We start from the raw sequence: 14528 nt of genomic DNA, 5'->3' as shown, positions 1-14528 counted from the left end.
GTTTTCTGTTGACATTGAAATTTTCATCTTTATAATGTTGTGCCCTCCCCTATAATCAACCTGTCCACAATGTGTACCGGTCCTTGCCACGTCATGATAGTCTCAGAAATGGTAGCAGGCTCGTATGCCGAACCAGACGCTTGAACGGTTACCTTGCCGCTACCACTCGAACCGAAATCGTAAGATGCCAGTGCAGCCGCTTTAGAAAATTGCGGATTTAGGAAGTCGCGTTTAAAAAATGTGGAATTCGAGGCGCCGCTATTTGAAACTTGCACGTATAGCGGAAGTTCTGGGATCTGAAAATTATTTGTGATTGAAACATTCGCGCTTCCTCGAATGGTGTGCAAATGAAGTATGTTTTCCAAAGGAGTCTCCCTCCCTGACCAGTCGTCGCCCGATACGTCTCCCAGATCAGCACGTTGGCTAACGGCGATCAAATCTTCAATCGTATGGATGCCGACTTGATGAAAAGCTTCATCAGTCGGCAAAAACACGGTCAAGGAAGGGAGATGGGGTATATAATTCGAAGGGATCGTATTCTCATCAAGCACAAAAGGGTGTTCGTATAATGCCCTATCCATCAAGGCGGCGTTGGTGTACCAATTCGCCTCATAAAACTTCACACGCATTTCTACATTTAAGTCCATTGCTTTTAGAAAAAGATTAAAGCGATTATCTTCCTTGATCACATCAATCACCTGCTTATCGGGAAGAGCTATTACGCTGCCGACCAAAACAGCATTCCCGTTGTTCACGGAAAATTCCTCGAACAATTCCATTGAAATTCCATTATGGAGGAGTCCATCATCCGTTTTATGCAGATAATGACGAAAGACATAGCTACTCTGGTGGGTAATAAATAGTTCATCAATCTGCAGTAAACTATGGAACGCTAAATCGGTACCGGGAAACAAATCGGCTATCACAACTTTGGACCGCATAACGTGCATACGTACGAGGGTATCAAGAGATAAATCGGACATTCCCTGTATGGTAGAAATAGTATATCCAGCAGCAGCCATTACTTCGTCATTAGGAACAAAGTAGGTGAAATTTTCTTTACCGTATTCACCGGCAGCAATGACGTCTTTGACTCCGCTTCGACTCCATATCGCTTTAAAAGTCTCATAGCCCGTCTCCGGCAATGCCTCCAATAATGCAGGATAGACGATATCATCTTGATCTATGGGGATAGGTGCTCCCACTTCGGGAGGAAAAAACTCCTGTTTACAACTGTATGTACCGATTATACAAAACAGCGCGACGATAATATAGAGGTATTTTTTTTCTCGTTTCATAATGTAAATTCTTGGTGCTTTTTACTGTTTTCTCGCTTCATCCGGAAAGATAACCATCCCGCTTAGGGCGTGTATCACACCATTGTCTGCCTTATAATTGTTCTGGTTAATCCCCGAAAAAGTTGCCATACGGATGAAGGTGAAATTACTGACCCCGGGTACGGGACCGTTCAGGCTGAACCCTCTAGTGTCCAGACTGATTACATATCCGCCGCCGGGACTAGGTTCCCGCAATGCGCCGCCCAGGTGATCCACCACGGTCAAATCCGATCGAAAAATATGTTGTCTTGAATGGACATAGCCCTTAAGCAAGACGTCAACGTGGAAGTCTGCCGGATTGAGGTTGGGTATTTCCTCTGCCGTGAACCCTCTGTCAATCAAGGCCTGATTGGTCGGTGCAAAAATGGTCCAGATTTCCCCATCGTCAATACGGTTCCAATAATCAAAGTGTTTAAGCAGGGCAACAAAAAGGTCGTGATCCGGTAAGTTCTCCAAATATTCCCGAACTGTGCCGGACTGGTACTTTAATACGTTATCGAGCCCGTGCAAAACCCCATTGGAGAGGTTCACATTGTTATTGGCAATCGCCGACATTACACCGTTGACATAGAAAGGCGGTTCTATATTTTCCCATTGTTTTAATCCCCTGGCCAAATACAGGTACCGACCTGTCAGATTTTCCTGCAACTGGTCGGCCTGTCCATAGCCTATATCGTTTAGGTAAACTGCTGTAGGCAATATATGATACTCCAGCATGAAGCGCAGGCTATCCTGATCCATCTTCTCAAAATCACTGGGAAACTCTATCCCTTCTGCGTTGAATGCGGCGTTGGTAGGGGCAAAAATCGTGTAAGATCCTTCGTTGTCGCGAAGCGTTTCGTCCAACCCGACCAGCTTGACAGCTGCATTAAATAAAGAGAAGTCGTAATTGTTGCGTAAAAACTCTGCCCCATTCCGCAGGATCCTTTCCCGTTCTTGGTCTATTGTCAAGTCTTGGCGGTCACAACTAAGCAGATGGAAGGAACCAACAACAAGGAGCAAGGAAATGTAATTTCTCATATCTGTAATCTTATATCTCATGACTTATTCATAAATCGGTGCCGGAAAAGTGCGCTGTATAGTCGTGAGGTACACAAAGCCGTTAATATATTCGATGGAACTGACCGATCCGAAGGTTTGGGGATTGTTACGGCCGGAATGGACGTTCAGCAACAGATTAGGCAACGTCAGCCGTTCTACAGGCGTTCGCATATTCACATTGGACTCCGGCCGAGGATTGTCCGTTAGTTCCAGGTACACATATTCGTTGTAAAAATTATAGTGTTGCCTGATGTCTACACGCGGCGGATAATTGGTGTTGCCTTGCCGGAAGCTTTGCTCCAATCCGCGCATACTCGGCGAAAAGAACTGCAGGAACTGCCAGGATTTGGTATGGATGGTTTCACCTTCCCGCATGAAAATGGGGAACCCATAATAAGGCGTAACACGGGTTCCGCTGAGATCCCGGGTTAGGGTACCGATATAGTTTTTGGTATAGCCGGGGATATAGGCATGTACCTCTTGGCCATTTTCGTTTTCGGTGGTTGACACATGGCTAAAAAACACATTGACAATATCAGGAATTCCAGCCTCCATCGACGTGCCACGATCTCCGATCCCTTTGTAAGGGGAAGACCAGAAGCCTTCGGAAGAGAGATTGTAAAAATTAACATACGCCGCCGTATCCGCGAAGGGTTGTTTGTGGAAACTCTCCTGCCGCGCATAAAGGGTAGTCGTCTTTTTCTCAAAGTTCTCCAGCAGTACATGCATGGTGTAGATTTCACCTTCGGCCAGATTGATGGTGGTATCTATGCATACCGAAACCATATTGGGGTTCAGCTCTGCAAAGGGCTCCGTATTGCGTGGGCGGTGCATAAAAAGGAAGCGCCGTTTTCCCGATGAAATCTGTGCCCAGTTGGTCAAGTCGTAACCATTCAGGATGGGCGCTGTCGGATACAGTTCTTTTCCCGGAAACTCGGGGTTGTAGGGCGAGTTGGATACACCCACATGGGTGGGATTCGGGGAGGCATACCGTGCCCTAACATCCAGGAAATCGCCTTCCATCAAGCCTCCTATGGGATGGCCGTTCTCATCAAATTCCGGGTCGATAAACAGGCACAAAAAAGAGGCCGGGTCGTCTTTGTTGACAACATTGACCGGAATATTTAGGCTGTTGAATATCCGTATATAGGCGGGACTATCCACCGTGCGATACTCGGTCTTCCGGCAACTATTAACTAAGAGCAAGAATAATGGAAGAAGGAGTAGGGAGTAAGGAATAACTTTCGTCTTTTGTCTACTACGTTTCATAACTATTTCGTGTGTTTGACATACATAATCTTGGCATTCTTTTGCCCATCATTAAAGGTTCCGATAGCGGCCACCGTGTAAACCCCCGGTTCGACATTTGGTATATTTCGGTTAGCCTGCGTATACAGTGTTTCGTCAGCGACCATAGCTTTGGTAGAAAGACCTGTAACCTCGCTGATCCACCTGCCCGGAAGTTCCGTAGGACTGGATTGGTACAACATAAACCACCGTTCTTTATACTGATCGGTTCCTATGTTGAAATAGTAGGGGTTGTCAGCCTTAGCGACACCTGGCAGTAAATGCGAGGCTGGCGCACCATAGGGTGTTCCCAGGTGGTCGGTCAGGGTAATCTCTTTGAAACCGGTTAAAAGATTAAGGAAGCGGTAGGCAAACGGGAAGGTATAGTGTCGTCTGAAAGGATCCCCATAATTGCCATTGCTGTTGCTATTGCCTAACATTTCACTGGCTGCCAAGTTGTTTGAAACCAGAAGGCTCTGTAGCTCCTGGTTTCCATCAGTATACACCCATAGGCTGTAATTCTTGCCAGCCTGCAGTTGTACTTCCTGATGAATCACGATATTCCCGGATGGATCTTTCACCTGCAACACGCGTGATCCTACCAGAGAAGTTAGGTAGTCGGAATAATGCTCCGATGGTACTGCTTCGGTGCTTCGTTCTTGGCCCAGCTCTAGTTGCAGAGGAGCACTGTTCAGCGTAGCGTTGACCAGTTGCACCCTCGCATAGGTATTGTTCAGGGGCGCTGAGAGATCGGTAATAATCTGAAAAGCGTTTTGTATGATATCGGTTACTGTAAATGCATTGCCGGCACCGGGCGCGTCGTATTTCATGGTGTAAGGATGTACGGCGATGCTATAAATCCCTCCCGGCTGGAAGGTTTGTAGCTCTGCATAAACAAGTCCGGTACTTGCCGGAGACCGGGCATCATTGGGATCCCGTTGTGTCTTATCCGGAATAGCCGAGGTACCAACATGGATTGTCGGCGATGTGGTGGCCATAGGCACTTGTCGTTTGTCTTGCGTGAGCACTTTAAATTGGTAGGTACCATAAGGCACTTCTACATATTCGGACCATTGACCAATAGGCACATTGGTCGTCTCGGGCGACACCGGCGTACCATCGGCATACGCCAATGTCATCGGCGTCATGAGGTTCTCGGCTGTCACCAGATAATTGTCAAAGGTCTGCGCAAAGTTGAGCAACCGGATTTTAAAATGATCGGGTCGGGACGGCGCTGTTACATCTCTCGGCACTTCGATGACCTTAGGCCCCTCGTGCATTTCCCTTTCAATCTTAAGCAGATAATAATCTGTTGGTTTATTACCATCCTCATGAACAGAAAATGTATGATTCATCCTATTTAAGGTGGGGCCGCTATAAAACGTCATCTCGGCGGCGTGCTCCGGCGTGAAAAATTCATTCGGGACAGACCATGTCAACCCCAGCTGCCCTGTGCTGGGAAAATATTTTGTCGGCAAGACCTGCGCTCTTGCCTCGTCAGGTGCTTCGGGACTTGCCGGCGGCCACCGGAAGTTGGTCAGGGAATCTCCGTCGACTTCCAGGTTTCGATTTCCTCCGATATTCACTAGTCTTACTAAACTGGGCTCGATAGCCTCCGTAAATTCCCGATAATCAACTTTGTAATCGAGGTTTTCTTTTTTACAATTGCTGAAAAGCGCTAACGAACAAAGGATAAGAAAGAAGGATGTCTTTTGTCTAATACTTCTCATATCTAAAACAGATTATAACTTAAACCCAATGTGAATTCACTGCCTTGTCTAAAGGCGCGATTGACGTATTCATTACCATACCATTTGCCTCCGGTGCTTGGATTGGCATATACTGTTTTAATGTCCGGATTCAGGATATTCTTGGCAAAACCCTTCAAGGTCAGATGACGGCTCAAGCGTTGGGTGAACACAAAATCCAACATGGGCACTGGTCGGCTGTAGAGATCCGGCTCGCCAGTCAGGTTTATCTGCACCAAGCGCTCGCCGACCACATTGAACGTCGCTGTCAGATCGGTTCCGGACTTCTTGTTTTCGTAATTCAACCAAGCGTTGATGCTATAAGGAGCCTGTTCAAATAAAGGGCTATTCTCCGGCGCATTGCGGTCCACACTCCAGTTGGCGGCCAGCCGCTCCGGCGTCTTTTTGACCTCACTTTGCGCAATCAGCATGTTAGAGCCTATAAAAAAGCCTTGCGCCCGTTCCCATATAGTGCCCAGATCTTTCACCAACTCCAGCTCCAGTCCCCACACCCGACCCGTATTTGGATCATTTTGGTAGGCAATGACCGGATATTCGGGAAAGGTAGCCGCAAGCCCTTCGGTGCGCAGGCTGTACACCTTGACCAATTGATTTTTCAATTGTTTACCGAAAGCTGATACGGCGATGACCTCTCCCGGGTTGGGAAACCATTCCCAGCGAAAGTCGAGGTTGATGGTATTTTGGTTGATGAGGTTCGGGTTTCCAACAACCAAGCCCATTTGAAAGGCATCAAACTCAAACACGTTCGTAATCTCCCGGAGTTCGGGCCGTGCCAAGGTTGTATTGAAAGCCGCCCTAAAATTCATCAATTCATTGAGCGTGTAAGTAGCATTGACTGAATAAAAGGGTTTGTATCCCTGTTTGTATACCGAATTGGGTTTAATAGGGTTGAGCAACAATTCGCCCTGCGCGTTGGCACGAAGCAGGGATGGATCTAGGTATAAGTTGGACGTATCTACCTGCGACTGCACGTTGGTACGTTCAAAGCGCACACCACCTGCCAAACGGAAATCTTCCGTGATCTTCAAATCCAGCATACCATAGAACGCATTGGTTTGAAAGAAACCCTGATAATTGTTAGGAGACTTTTGAATGTTGTACAGGAAACCACCTACTTGGAAGTCTCCTTCGCCAATATTACTGGTTCGCGGGCGGATGCCCACAATTTCGGGACTCACCAGTCGGTTCAGATCTCCGTCCACGTCATAGAGCGGTGCCGTCGAATACATGGTCGGGTTAGTGCTGCCGCTTTGGTCCGACAGCGAATTTTGCAGAAAATTGGACCCTGGCAGGAAAAGCACATTTTCGCCGAAGGTACGGTCGCGGTTCAGGTAGTTGAACCCGGTCTTAAATTCCTGCTTGTTGCCAAACAGTTCAAACGGCACGCTCAGGTCCGCCTTGTAATTATAGATGTCCTCGTTGAGGTTTCGCCAACGGCGCCCGTTGGGATCGGCCTGCATTACGCCAAAGGGACCAAATCCATAGACATAGCCGGAGCCCAGTGCATAGTGACGATTTACGTACTCTGGTTCGGAACCGGACATTGTTTGTCTGTAGTAAAGCGTCGGACGCGTCGGCGCATAGTCGATTAGGTTCGCAAAGCGGTAATCCGGGTCGTTGTGGCTGGATGATGATGTAGATAGGTTGTAGCTTAGCGCAGGTGCCATGGGGCTGTTCCATAGCTTGTGTTCTCCCTGTAGGTTAAAGGTCTGCAAAGTACGGTAACTTTGCCGCAATGAATGCGTGGTACTATTCACCTGTCCGGGCATGCCTGTATATTGGTATCGACCGGCCAGATTGCTTGCCCTGGTTTCTCCACCCCAGCTTCCCAAATATTGAAAACTGACCTCATGACGCGTGTTGAAGCGGTAAGCCAAACCGCCAAGTAACCCATAATTGAGGTTCTCCGTGCCAGTGTGTTCTTTATAAGTCTGATACCGCCCCAACCCAAGCCGGTTGGTCGTGATAAAGTTGGGAACATTCCGTTCACTATAAATATAGGGACTTCCCGACAGCACGCCTTGGTAGATGCTCCATTGGGTCAGGTCTCCATCATAAATGTTGGTTGCTCTGCGGTAGTAGTTTCCGCCCAGGATTACGCCTATTTTATGTTTATTAAACACGTTATAGCTATTTCCGAACGTAGCGGAGTATATTTGGTTCAATGGGGCAGTCTGCCCTTGGGTGGTCAGTACCGGATCGAAATCACGCATGATTCCATTGATGCGATTCGCTTCTTGTTGCAATTCCGGCGTATAGCCGCTGTTGGCAATCAATCGTTGAATCGAATACAGACCGTCGGGATATTGCTGTCCGAGATTCAGGAAATCGGAAGATAGGTTTTTATCGTTGATCTTTGTCCCTAAAAAGCCCATATCGCTGTTCCAAAAGCTATTGTAGTTGCCGCCCATACCGATATTGGAGTTGAACCCAGACTGGGCAATGACCTCGAAGGTCATGCTGTCGGGGATGGATTTGGTCTTCAGTTCCACAATCCCCGATGCGGCATCCGCTGGTTTGTCGGGTGTCACTGTTTTAAATATCGTAATGTTATCCAATAAAGAAGCGGGGATAAGGTCCAATGGAATCGTACTGCGATCCGGATCGGACGATGCCAGGCGCACACCGTTGAGCTGCCCGATTACGGAGCGGTCGCCCAATCCGCGAACGGCTACGTATTTATCATCGGTTACGGTCACACCGGATACCCGCTGCAAGGCTTGCGTCGTTGTTATACTACCGGTCCGTTCGATTTGCTGGGCAGAAATGGCATCCTGTACGATGGACGCCTTGCGTCTTTCGTCCAGTACGGCGATTTCGGTATTAGCGCGGCGCCGGGCCTGCACGGTAACGGCTACCTCTTCCAGTTCAGAAGTAGCCTGTTGCATCCAAACATTGATTACGGTATTATTCGACCCGGCCCTTATTTCCTGGGTGTCCATACCGAGAAACGTAAAAACGAGTGTTGCGCCGCTTGGAGGCACCGTGATACTGAAATTTCCGTTCGCATCGGAGGATGATGCCGTTTGTGTACCCTTTACGCGGATAGACACTCCCGACAACGGCCGGTTGTCCGAAGCAGTGACTACACGGCCGGTGATCCGGAGCTGTTGCTGCGCTCGGGGCAATCGGTTGCTCTCGGGTTTCTTTGAGATCGTAACAAAACCGTGGTGGACCGCCCAATCATAGGGTTGGTTTTTAAAACACTCATTCAATACCTGATCCAACGTCGCGTTTTCAACAGTCACCGTTATCGGATTCAGCTTATCCAAAATCGTCGGATCATAGAGAAAATTATAGTTGGTCTGTTTCTGAATTTCTTCCAGAACGGCATATATACTACTGTTTTTCTTATTCAACGTGACCCGCTGTGCATAGGTGTGGGCACTCACCTGTACCAGCAGGCAGGTTACTAATACCATGGTGACTTTCATAACACGCATGATTTGAAGAAAATTTCGGTGTATTTTATTGCTCTTTAATGGGTATCGAGAATATTCAAATGAATATTTCATACTTTTGTTTAAGTTAAATTATCTAATGTGTTAATCAGGCATCTGAGGATAAGCTTAACGGGTTTGCCAAAGGTGTTCCAGCACCTTTGGCCTTTTTTGTCAAGCCAATAGAAGGTCTTGTATTATTCGCTCACTATCCACCTCCTTCCGTTACGGGTTATCTTAACGCTACTGGTTGATTCGATGGTTTCCACCAATGCCTCGATCGGCGTGGACCGGGAAACGATCCCTGTTAACTGCCTGCGTTCCAGATGCGGTGGGCATACGATGTCGATATCGTACCATCGGGATATCTGCCTCATGACATTACCAAGAAACTCTTCCTTAAAAATGAACCTGCCGGTTGTCCATGCAAGCTGCTTTTGTATGTCAGCCGTTTCAACAACAAGAGCCTCATCCAAAACCGACTTTTGTCCTGGTGAAAGCATGACGGCCTTGTTGTTTATGGACGATGTTACCCGGACGCTTCCTTCGATCAGGGAGGTTTCTATGGCCGTCTCGTCTTCGTAGGCATTGATGTTAAATTTCGTTCCCAGAACCTCCACTCGCTGTTTATCGATGTCCACGATGAATGGAACGGATTTCTTCCCGTCAGGGCCACTCCACTTCACGATTTCGAAATAAGCTTCCCCTGTCATCGTTACGCGTCTTTCTTCGTCGGAAAAAGGCACCGGATAAGTGAGTGACGATGCCGCATTCAGCCAGACTTTCGACCCATCGGGAAGGACGATGCGATATTGCCCACCGTTGGGCGTAACTACGCTGTTGAAGGCATTGACAGGGGTGCCTACCTCGCTATCGGCCCGGTACACGATTTCGCCTTCCATGCTTTTTTCCACACGGATTCCCGCCTGCTCGACAATTTTTCCATTAGCAGCCTCTGACAACGAAATGGTAGATCCGTCAGCCAAGGTTAACGAAGCTTTGTCCGCTCCAGGGAGCATGTTGTTTTCCTGCTTCACGAAATGTTTTCCGGCAGGCCCCAATTGGATGTTATAAATCAATAACATCGCAGATACGACCAGTATCACCGCAACTGCTGCTTTCATCCATACCGAAAGCCGAAACCTGCGGTCAGCGATCTGGCGATCAAGTGGGGTCAGTTGTATTAGCGTGCGTTGCCGTTTAAAAAAACGTTCGCTGAACGCTTTCACATCGGCTTCGTCTATTCCTGTCTCGTTGTCCGCTTGATCAGTAAGCCATGCTTCTTTTAAACAAGATTCCACGAATTCGTGATCAATGTCCATTGCCCGGTACAATTTCACCAATCGGATTTCATGCGGCTGGCATTGTCCCCGGAAGTACCTGATCATTGTGTCTCTCGATGGTCGCTCCATTTTTCCTTTTTCATAAGGCGGCTACATCCTGCCCCCTATAATAAAGAATGCTGGAAGCGTGATTTCTAATCAGATAAAAAAGCAGATTTCATGATTTGTTAATATTGGGTGTAACCGAGGCGACATCCCCAAAGAAACGGCATTACAAAAAAGAAAGTGTGAACGGGCTGGCCAGCAAAATGCTGATCAGGGCGTCGGGGTATTCTGTCATTTCTCGCCTAATGACTTTCAGAGCAGCGTTCATGTGGTTATTGACCGTATGGATGGACATGCCGTTTTTTTCCGCAATTTCCCTTCGGCTCATCTCGTGTTCGCGGATGGACAGGAATATTACCTTTTGTTTTGGGGTGAGTTTTTGGAGTGCTGACTGGTATAAGGATTGGATCTCTTTAATAGTGAATTCCGGATGGTCAGCACTTCCAAGTTCGTTTAAGGAAAGGGCGTCGATATTTTCCGTCTCCAATACCTGCTTACGGGTGAGAGCGGCCGTCTCCCGTCGCAGGATGCCAAACAGATAATCATCAAATTGCTGCACCTCAGATAGGCGGTGTTTGTGTTGCCATATTTTTACCAGCGCGTTCATGACCAGTTCCTCAGCATCCTCGCGGTTGGAGATGGTTTTCAGTGAAGCGGCCAACAACCGGCGGTAATAGAAATCCAGAATCTTTTTGAACGCCGGCTCATCGCCCGCCAGCCAAAGCTGGATATATCTGTCTATTTCCCGTTTTGCCATTCCTAAATGTATCAGCTTGGCAAACTTAGCGATAACGCTTTTGGTTGAACATTATGCTTTTATTAAGATATCATTAAGATATATGAATCGGCTACATCCGACTACTGGACCAGGTTGTCAGTATCAGGGGCTTAGCCAAACCTGTCTTCTGGAATTAAACCAAAGGGAGGCTGCGGCGGTCGGCAAGGGGCAGATGGTCCTGACGCTGTGCACCCGCTGCCTGACCGCTCCGAGACTGCTGCGCGTGGCTGGGCTGGCTGCCTGCTGTGGGCTGGCTGTCAGCCGGGTGTTTACAGCAGCTTGACAGCAGGGCGACAGCAGCCTGACAGCCAGCTGACCCGTCCGTGATGCAGTGCGGTTTGGGAACTTTTTTGTGAAAAAGACTGTGGATACCTGTTCATGCAGTTGGCGCATTCACGGACGACGGTCGGGCTGTCGGATGCGGGATACTTGCAGCACTTTCTACGGCAGAATCAAGGGATAAAAACTCCAGCCTATACTTGCCCAGTAATGCGCTAATGTTTGGCGCAGCCTGCCGACCGGAATCGGTAGCTGAAAGGCAGAGGGAATTCCCCTGCCAATAGCCAAAGGCAATGAAGAAGCAATACGTATTTAAGTAAAAAACAGAAGCTACGGAATTCCGATGCTTTTAAAACAATCAAGGTTCCGGTATGGAGTGTAGCCCCTCCCTAATCCGGACTGTGAATAAGCGAATAAGTCATTACCTTTAACTCCACAGAATCAAAATAAAAAAACGGTTTCATCAAGCGGCGCCACTACGTAGCGACAGGTGTAAAATAATAGGCTGAGATGCAAGACTTGTTGTTTAACTTTATCTCAAAGTTCGTCTCCCTTACGGAAGATGAAAAGAAAGCAATAACCGCTTTCGACGTATTCCGGTCGGTAAAGAAGGGAACGGTTTTACTCAAGGAAGGACAGCAATCTAACAAATGCTACTTTGTCTTAAAAGGCTGCCTGAGGACCTATTACATAATTGACGGAGACGAGAAAACAACGGCTTTCTACACCGAGATGGATGGCATTACCCCGCATTGCGTGGTTAGCGGTAGCCCATCCGCATACTACATCGCTGCTGTCGAAGATACGATCATCACCGCCTCCACACCGGATATGGAATACGAGACATTCAAAAAATTCCCGAAGTTTGAAACGCTTTGCCGCATGTTTTCCGAACAAGAACTTGCAAAAAGCCAACTTACACTTGACGATTTCAAGACGTCATCGCCTGAACGGCGATACCTGAAATTGCTCCGAGACCGTCCCGACCTGTTGCAGCGCGTGCCGCAGCACCAGATAGCCAGCTTTTTGGGGATTACACCCCAGTCGCTAAGCCGGATCAGAGCCCGGATATCCAGAAAGATTTAATAACCGCTGGATTTCTTAACTTAAGTGAACATTTTGTTCCATCGGCATTGCGTAATTTTCCGACGGCTAAAAGAATGACCCTTGTAAAAAGAAAAAATGGACAAAAAGGTATTGCTCTCCACCCTGTGGATATTTTTGACAATGAACTTCATCTTTTGCGATGTATTTACACTCATGTACTCGGAAGACCTTAAAAACTTATTGGACGGTAAAGTCGGTGATATGCAGATAACACAAGAATTTCTCCTTGGGTATGCTTTTATGATGGAAATCCCGATGCTGATGGTCTTGCTTTCCCGTTTATTGAACTATAAATCAAACCGGATATTAAACCTAATATTCGGCGTACTGCTGGCCATTACCCAACTATGGAGTTTGACTGTTGGGAACAGCACATTGCACTATTGGTTTTTCAGCATGATCGAGATTGCAACGTGTATCGGTATTGTGTGGACGGCGTGGAACTGGAAAAACGTGGAAATAGTAATTGAGTAACTAAGTGATTGTATACAAGATGAAAACATTGGTAGTCGGCGCCAGCGGGGCGACGGGAAAGCTTTTAGTAGACCAGCTTCTGGCAGCAGGACAACACATTAAAATAGTCGTCCGCCCAACAAGTATTTTACCTGACCACTGGAATAATAATAAGCATTTGGTGATTATCCATAAGCATATAACGGAAATCACCATAGAAGAAATGGCTGAAATGTTGTCGGATTGCGGTTCCGTGGCTTCTTGCCTTGGGCATAACCTGACCTGGAAAGGCATTTTCGGAAAGCCGAGAAAACTTGTCGCAGATACTGTAACGTTGCTATGTAAAGCGATTACCAAAAACGCTCCCCAAACACCAATCCGATTTGTTTTGATGAACACGGCAGGAAACCGGAATAAGGATATGAATGAACCTGTCTCAATGGGGCAGAGCGTTGTAATCGGGCTATTGAGGTTATTGCTTCCGCCACACCCCGACAATGAAAAATCGGCGGACTATTTAAGAAAAGAAATAGGTCAGCACAATGATCACATTGAATGGGTTGCCGTCCGCCCGGACACTTTAATTAATGAAGAAGAGGTATCTGAATATGCGTTGCATCAATCACCGACAAGAAGCGCGATATTTAATCCGGGAAAAACAAGCCGTATCAATGTGGCGCACGCTATAGCGAGGCTTATATTGGAGGACAAACTATGGAATACATGGAAAGGGCAAATGCCAGTGATCTACAATGAAAATGGACAGGTGGGATAAAACACCCCTGAATGGACAACTTTTTTATAATACTGCCCGTTGTCCCGGATTTCCTCTATGAGCTGTCCACCAATTTTACAGAGCTGGAAAAGTAATTGATGTTTTGAATATCTCCTATTGGTAAAACAACATTTTATCTCACACATGTGAAATAAAATGTTTAGATTTGCATGGTTAACGTTCATCAGCATGGAAAGATCAATAGAAACCGACGGGAAGGCAACAAAGACCCGAAAAGTATCTTCCGGCCCCTTCAGGGAAAAGTCGCGAACCATGCACAGGCTGATTATGGCCGTGGGCGAGGTGATCCAAAAACAGGGCTATGCCAGACTGAACATCTCCAACATCAGTAAAAAAGCAGGGGTGGACAGGAAACTGGTGTATACCTACTTCGGCAGCCTTGACAACTTGATTGAAACCTATATCCGGCAGAAAGATTACTGGAATACGAAAGCAAAAGCTGTAATCGAACGATTGTCCGAAGATCCGCAGCCTATAGACGCCGGTAAAATGGCTGCATTGTTGCGCGGACAGTTTGAAGCTATCCTTGCGGACAGGTCCCTGCAAAAGATCATCCATTGGGAAATCGGCGAAAAAAACGAAATACTGCGCAAATTGGCGGATAGCCGAGAAGAAACAGGCGAGCGTTTGCTCCGGAACCTTGACCCCTATTTTGAGCTGAAAGGCATTGACCTGAGAGCGGTGCTGGCCTTGCAGGTTGGAGGGTTATATTATCTTGCACTTCACGCAGCGTCAAACGGCAGTACATTCTGCGGGATTGACATCACCCAAACCCAGGGCATCGAACGCATCAAGAAGGCGTTGGACATGCTCATCCATGATGTATTTGAAAAAGCCGATTTATAAAACTTAA

General features: G+C 47.3%; 11 protein-coding genes. 4 read left to right on the top strand and 7 right to left on the bottom strand.

The window, feature by feature from the left end; genetic code table 11:
• Positions 1 to 29: 29 nt before the first annotated feature.
• From ACFOET_RS02440 to ACFOET_RS02410, 7 genes are all read right to left on the bottom strand, one after another.
• Positions 30 to 1298: a fasciclin domain-containing protein gene (locus ACFOET_RS02440; protein WP_379019208.1), complete on the bottom strand. Its 1269-nt coding sequence runs from the start codon at positions 1296 to 1298 to the stop codon at positions 30 to 32.
• Positions 1299 to 1319: 21 nt separating this feature from the next.
• On the bottom strand, positions 1320 to 2357 hold the full coding sequence (locus tag ACFOET_RS02435; protein ID WP_379019206.1) for a fasciclin domain-containing protein: 1038 nt from the start codon (positions 2355 to 2357) through the stop codon (positions 1320 to 1322).
• Positions 2358 to 2381: 24 nt separating this feature from the next.
• Positions 2382 to 3647: a hypothetical protein gene (locus ACFOET_RS02430; RefSeq protein WP_379019204.1), complete on the bottom strand. Its 1266-nt coding sequence runs from the start codon at positions 3645 to 3647 to the stop codon at positions 2382 to 2384.
• Positions 3648 to 3649: 2 nt separating this feature from the next.
• Positions 3650 to 5395: a hypothetical protein gene (locus tag ACFOET_RS02425; protein ID WP_379019202.1), complete on the bottom strand. Its 1746-nt coding sequence runs from the start codon at positions 5393 to 5395 to the stop codon at positions 3650 to 3652.
• Between the two features lie 2 nt (positions 5396 to 5397).
• A complete protein-coding gene (locus ACFOET_RS02420) occupies positions 5398 to 8868 on the bottom strand; it encodes a TonB-dependent receptor (protein WP_379019200.1) in 3471 nt (1156 codons plus the stop codon).
• A gap of 203 nt (positions 8869 to 9071) precedes the next feature.
• On the bottom strand, positions 9072 to 10286 hold the full coding sequence (locus ACFOET_RS02415) for a FecR family protein (RefSeq protein WP_379019198.1): 1215 nt from the start codon (positions 10284 to 10286) through the stop codon (positions 9072 to 9074).
• Between the two features lie 142 nt (positions 10287 to 10428).
• Positions 10429 to 11019, bottom strand: a complete 591-nt coding sequence (locus ACFOET_RS02410) for a sigma-70 family RNA polymerase sigma factor (protein WP_379019196.1) — start codon at positions 11017 to 11019, stop codon at positions 10429 to 10431.
• An 810-nt stretch (positions 11020 to 11829) separates the two neighbouring features.
• Here ACFOET_RS02410 and ACFOET_RS02405 point away from each other — a divergent pair.
• The 4 genes from ACFOET_RS02405 to ACFOET_RS02390 all read left to right on the top strand — a co-directional run bounded on the left by ACFOET_RS02405 (position 11830) and on the right by ACFOET_RS02390 (position 14521).
• On the top strand, positions 11830 to 12405 hold the full coding sequence (locus ACFOET_RS02405; protein ID WP_379019194.1) for a Crp/Fnr family transcriptional regulator: 576 nt from the start codon (positions 11830 to 11832) through the stop codon (positions 12403 to 12405).
• Between the two features lie 96 nt (positions 12406 to 12501).
• On the top strand, positions 12502 to 12900 hold the full coding sequence (locus ACFOET_RS02400; RefSeq protein ID WP_379019192.1) for a DUF6326 family protein: 399 nt from the start codon (positions 12502 to 12504) through the stop codon (positions 12898 to 12900).
• Positions 12901 to 12919: 19 nt separating this feature from the next.
• On the top strand, positions 12920 to 13654 hold the full coding sequence (locus ACFOET_RS02395; protein ID WP_379019190.1) for an NAD(P)H-binding protein: 735 nt from the start codon (positions 12920 to 12922) through the stop codon (positions 13652 to 13654).
• 189 nt (positions 13655 to 13843) lie between these two features.
• Positions 13844 to 14521, top strand: coding sequence for a TetR/AcrR family transcriptional regulator (locus ACFOET_RS02390; protein WP_379019188.1), 678 nt, complete (start codon positions 13844 to 13846; stop codon positions 14519 to 14521).
• Positions 14522 to 14528 lie beyond the last annotated feature (7 nt).

Origin of the sequence: Parapedobacter deserti (assembly GCF_042646065.1) — a bacterium.
In the GTDB taxonomy this organism is placed as follows: Bacteria; Bacteroidota; Bacteroidia; order Sphingobacteriales; family Sphingobacteriaceae; genus Parapedobacter; species Parapedobacter deserti.
The sequence above is the reverse complement of the archived record's forward strand: the minus strand, read 5'-3'. Positions and strand labels throughout refer to the sequence as shown.

Coding starts and splice junctions, on each gene's coding strand:
- ACFOET_RS02435 (WP_379019206.1), bottom strand. CDS start 2,357: ATGAGAAATTACATTTCCTTGCTCCTTGTTGTTGGTTCCTTCCATCTG.
- ACFOET_RS02390 (WP_379019188.1), top strand. CDS start 13,844: ATGGAAAGATCAATAGAAACCGACGGGAAGGCAACAAAGACCCGAAAA.
- ACFOET_RS02395 (WP_379019190.1), top strand. CDS start 12,920: ATGAAAACATTGGTAGTCGGCGCCAGCGGGGCGACGGGAAAGCTTTTA.
- ACFOET_RS02405 (WP_379019194.1), top strand. CDS start 11,830: ATGCAAGACTTGTTGTTTAACTTTATCTCAAAGTTCGTCTCCCTTACG.
- ACFOET_RS02425 (WP_379019202.1), bottom strand. CDS start 5,395: ATGAGAAGTATTAGACAAAAGACATCCTTCTTTCTTATCCTTTGTTCG.
- ACFOET_RS02415 (WP_379019198.1), bottom strand. CDS start 10,286: ATGGAGCGACCATCGAGAGACACAATGATCAGGTACTTCCGGGGACAA.
- ACFOET_RS02430 (WP_379019204.1), bottom strand. CDS start 3,647: ATGAAACGTAGTAGACAAAAGACGAAAGTTATTCCTTACTCCCTACTC.
- ACFOET_RS02400 (WP_379019192.1), top strand. CDS start 12,502: ATGGACAAAAAGGTATTGCTCTCCACCCTGTGGATATTTTTGACAATG.
- ACFOET_RS02440 (WP_379019208.1), bottom strand. CDS start 1,298: ATGAAACGAGAAAAAAAATACCTCTATATTATCGTCGCGCTGTTTTGT.
- ACFOET_RS02420 (WP_379019200.1), bottom strand. CDS start 8,868: ATGAAAGTCACCATGGTATTAGTAACCTGCCTGCTGGTACAGGTGAGT.
- ACFOET_RS02410 (WP_379019196.1), bottom strand. CDS start 11,019: ATGGCAAAACGGGAAATAGACAGATATATCCAGCTTTGGCTGGCGGGC.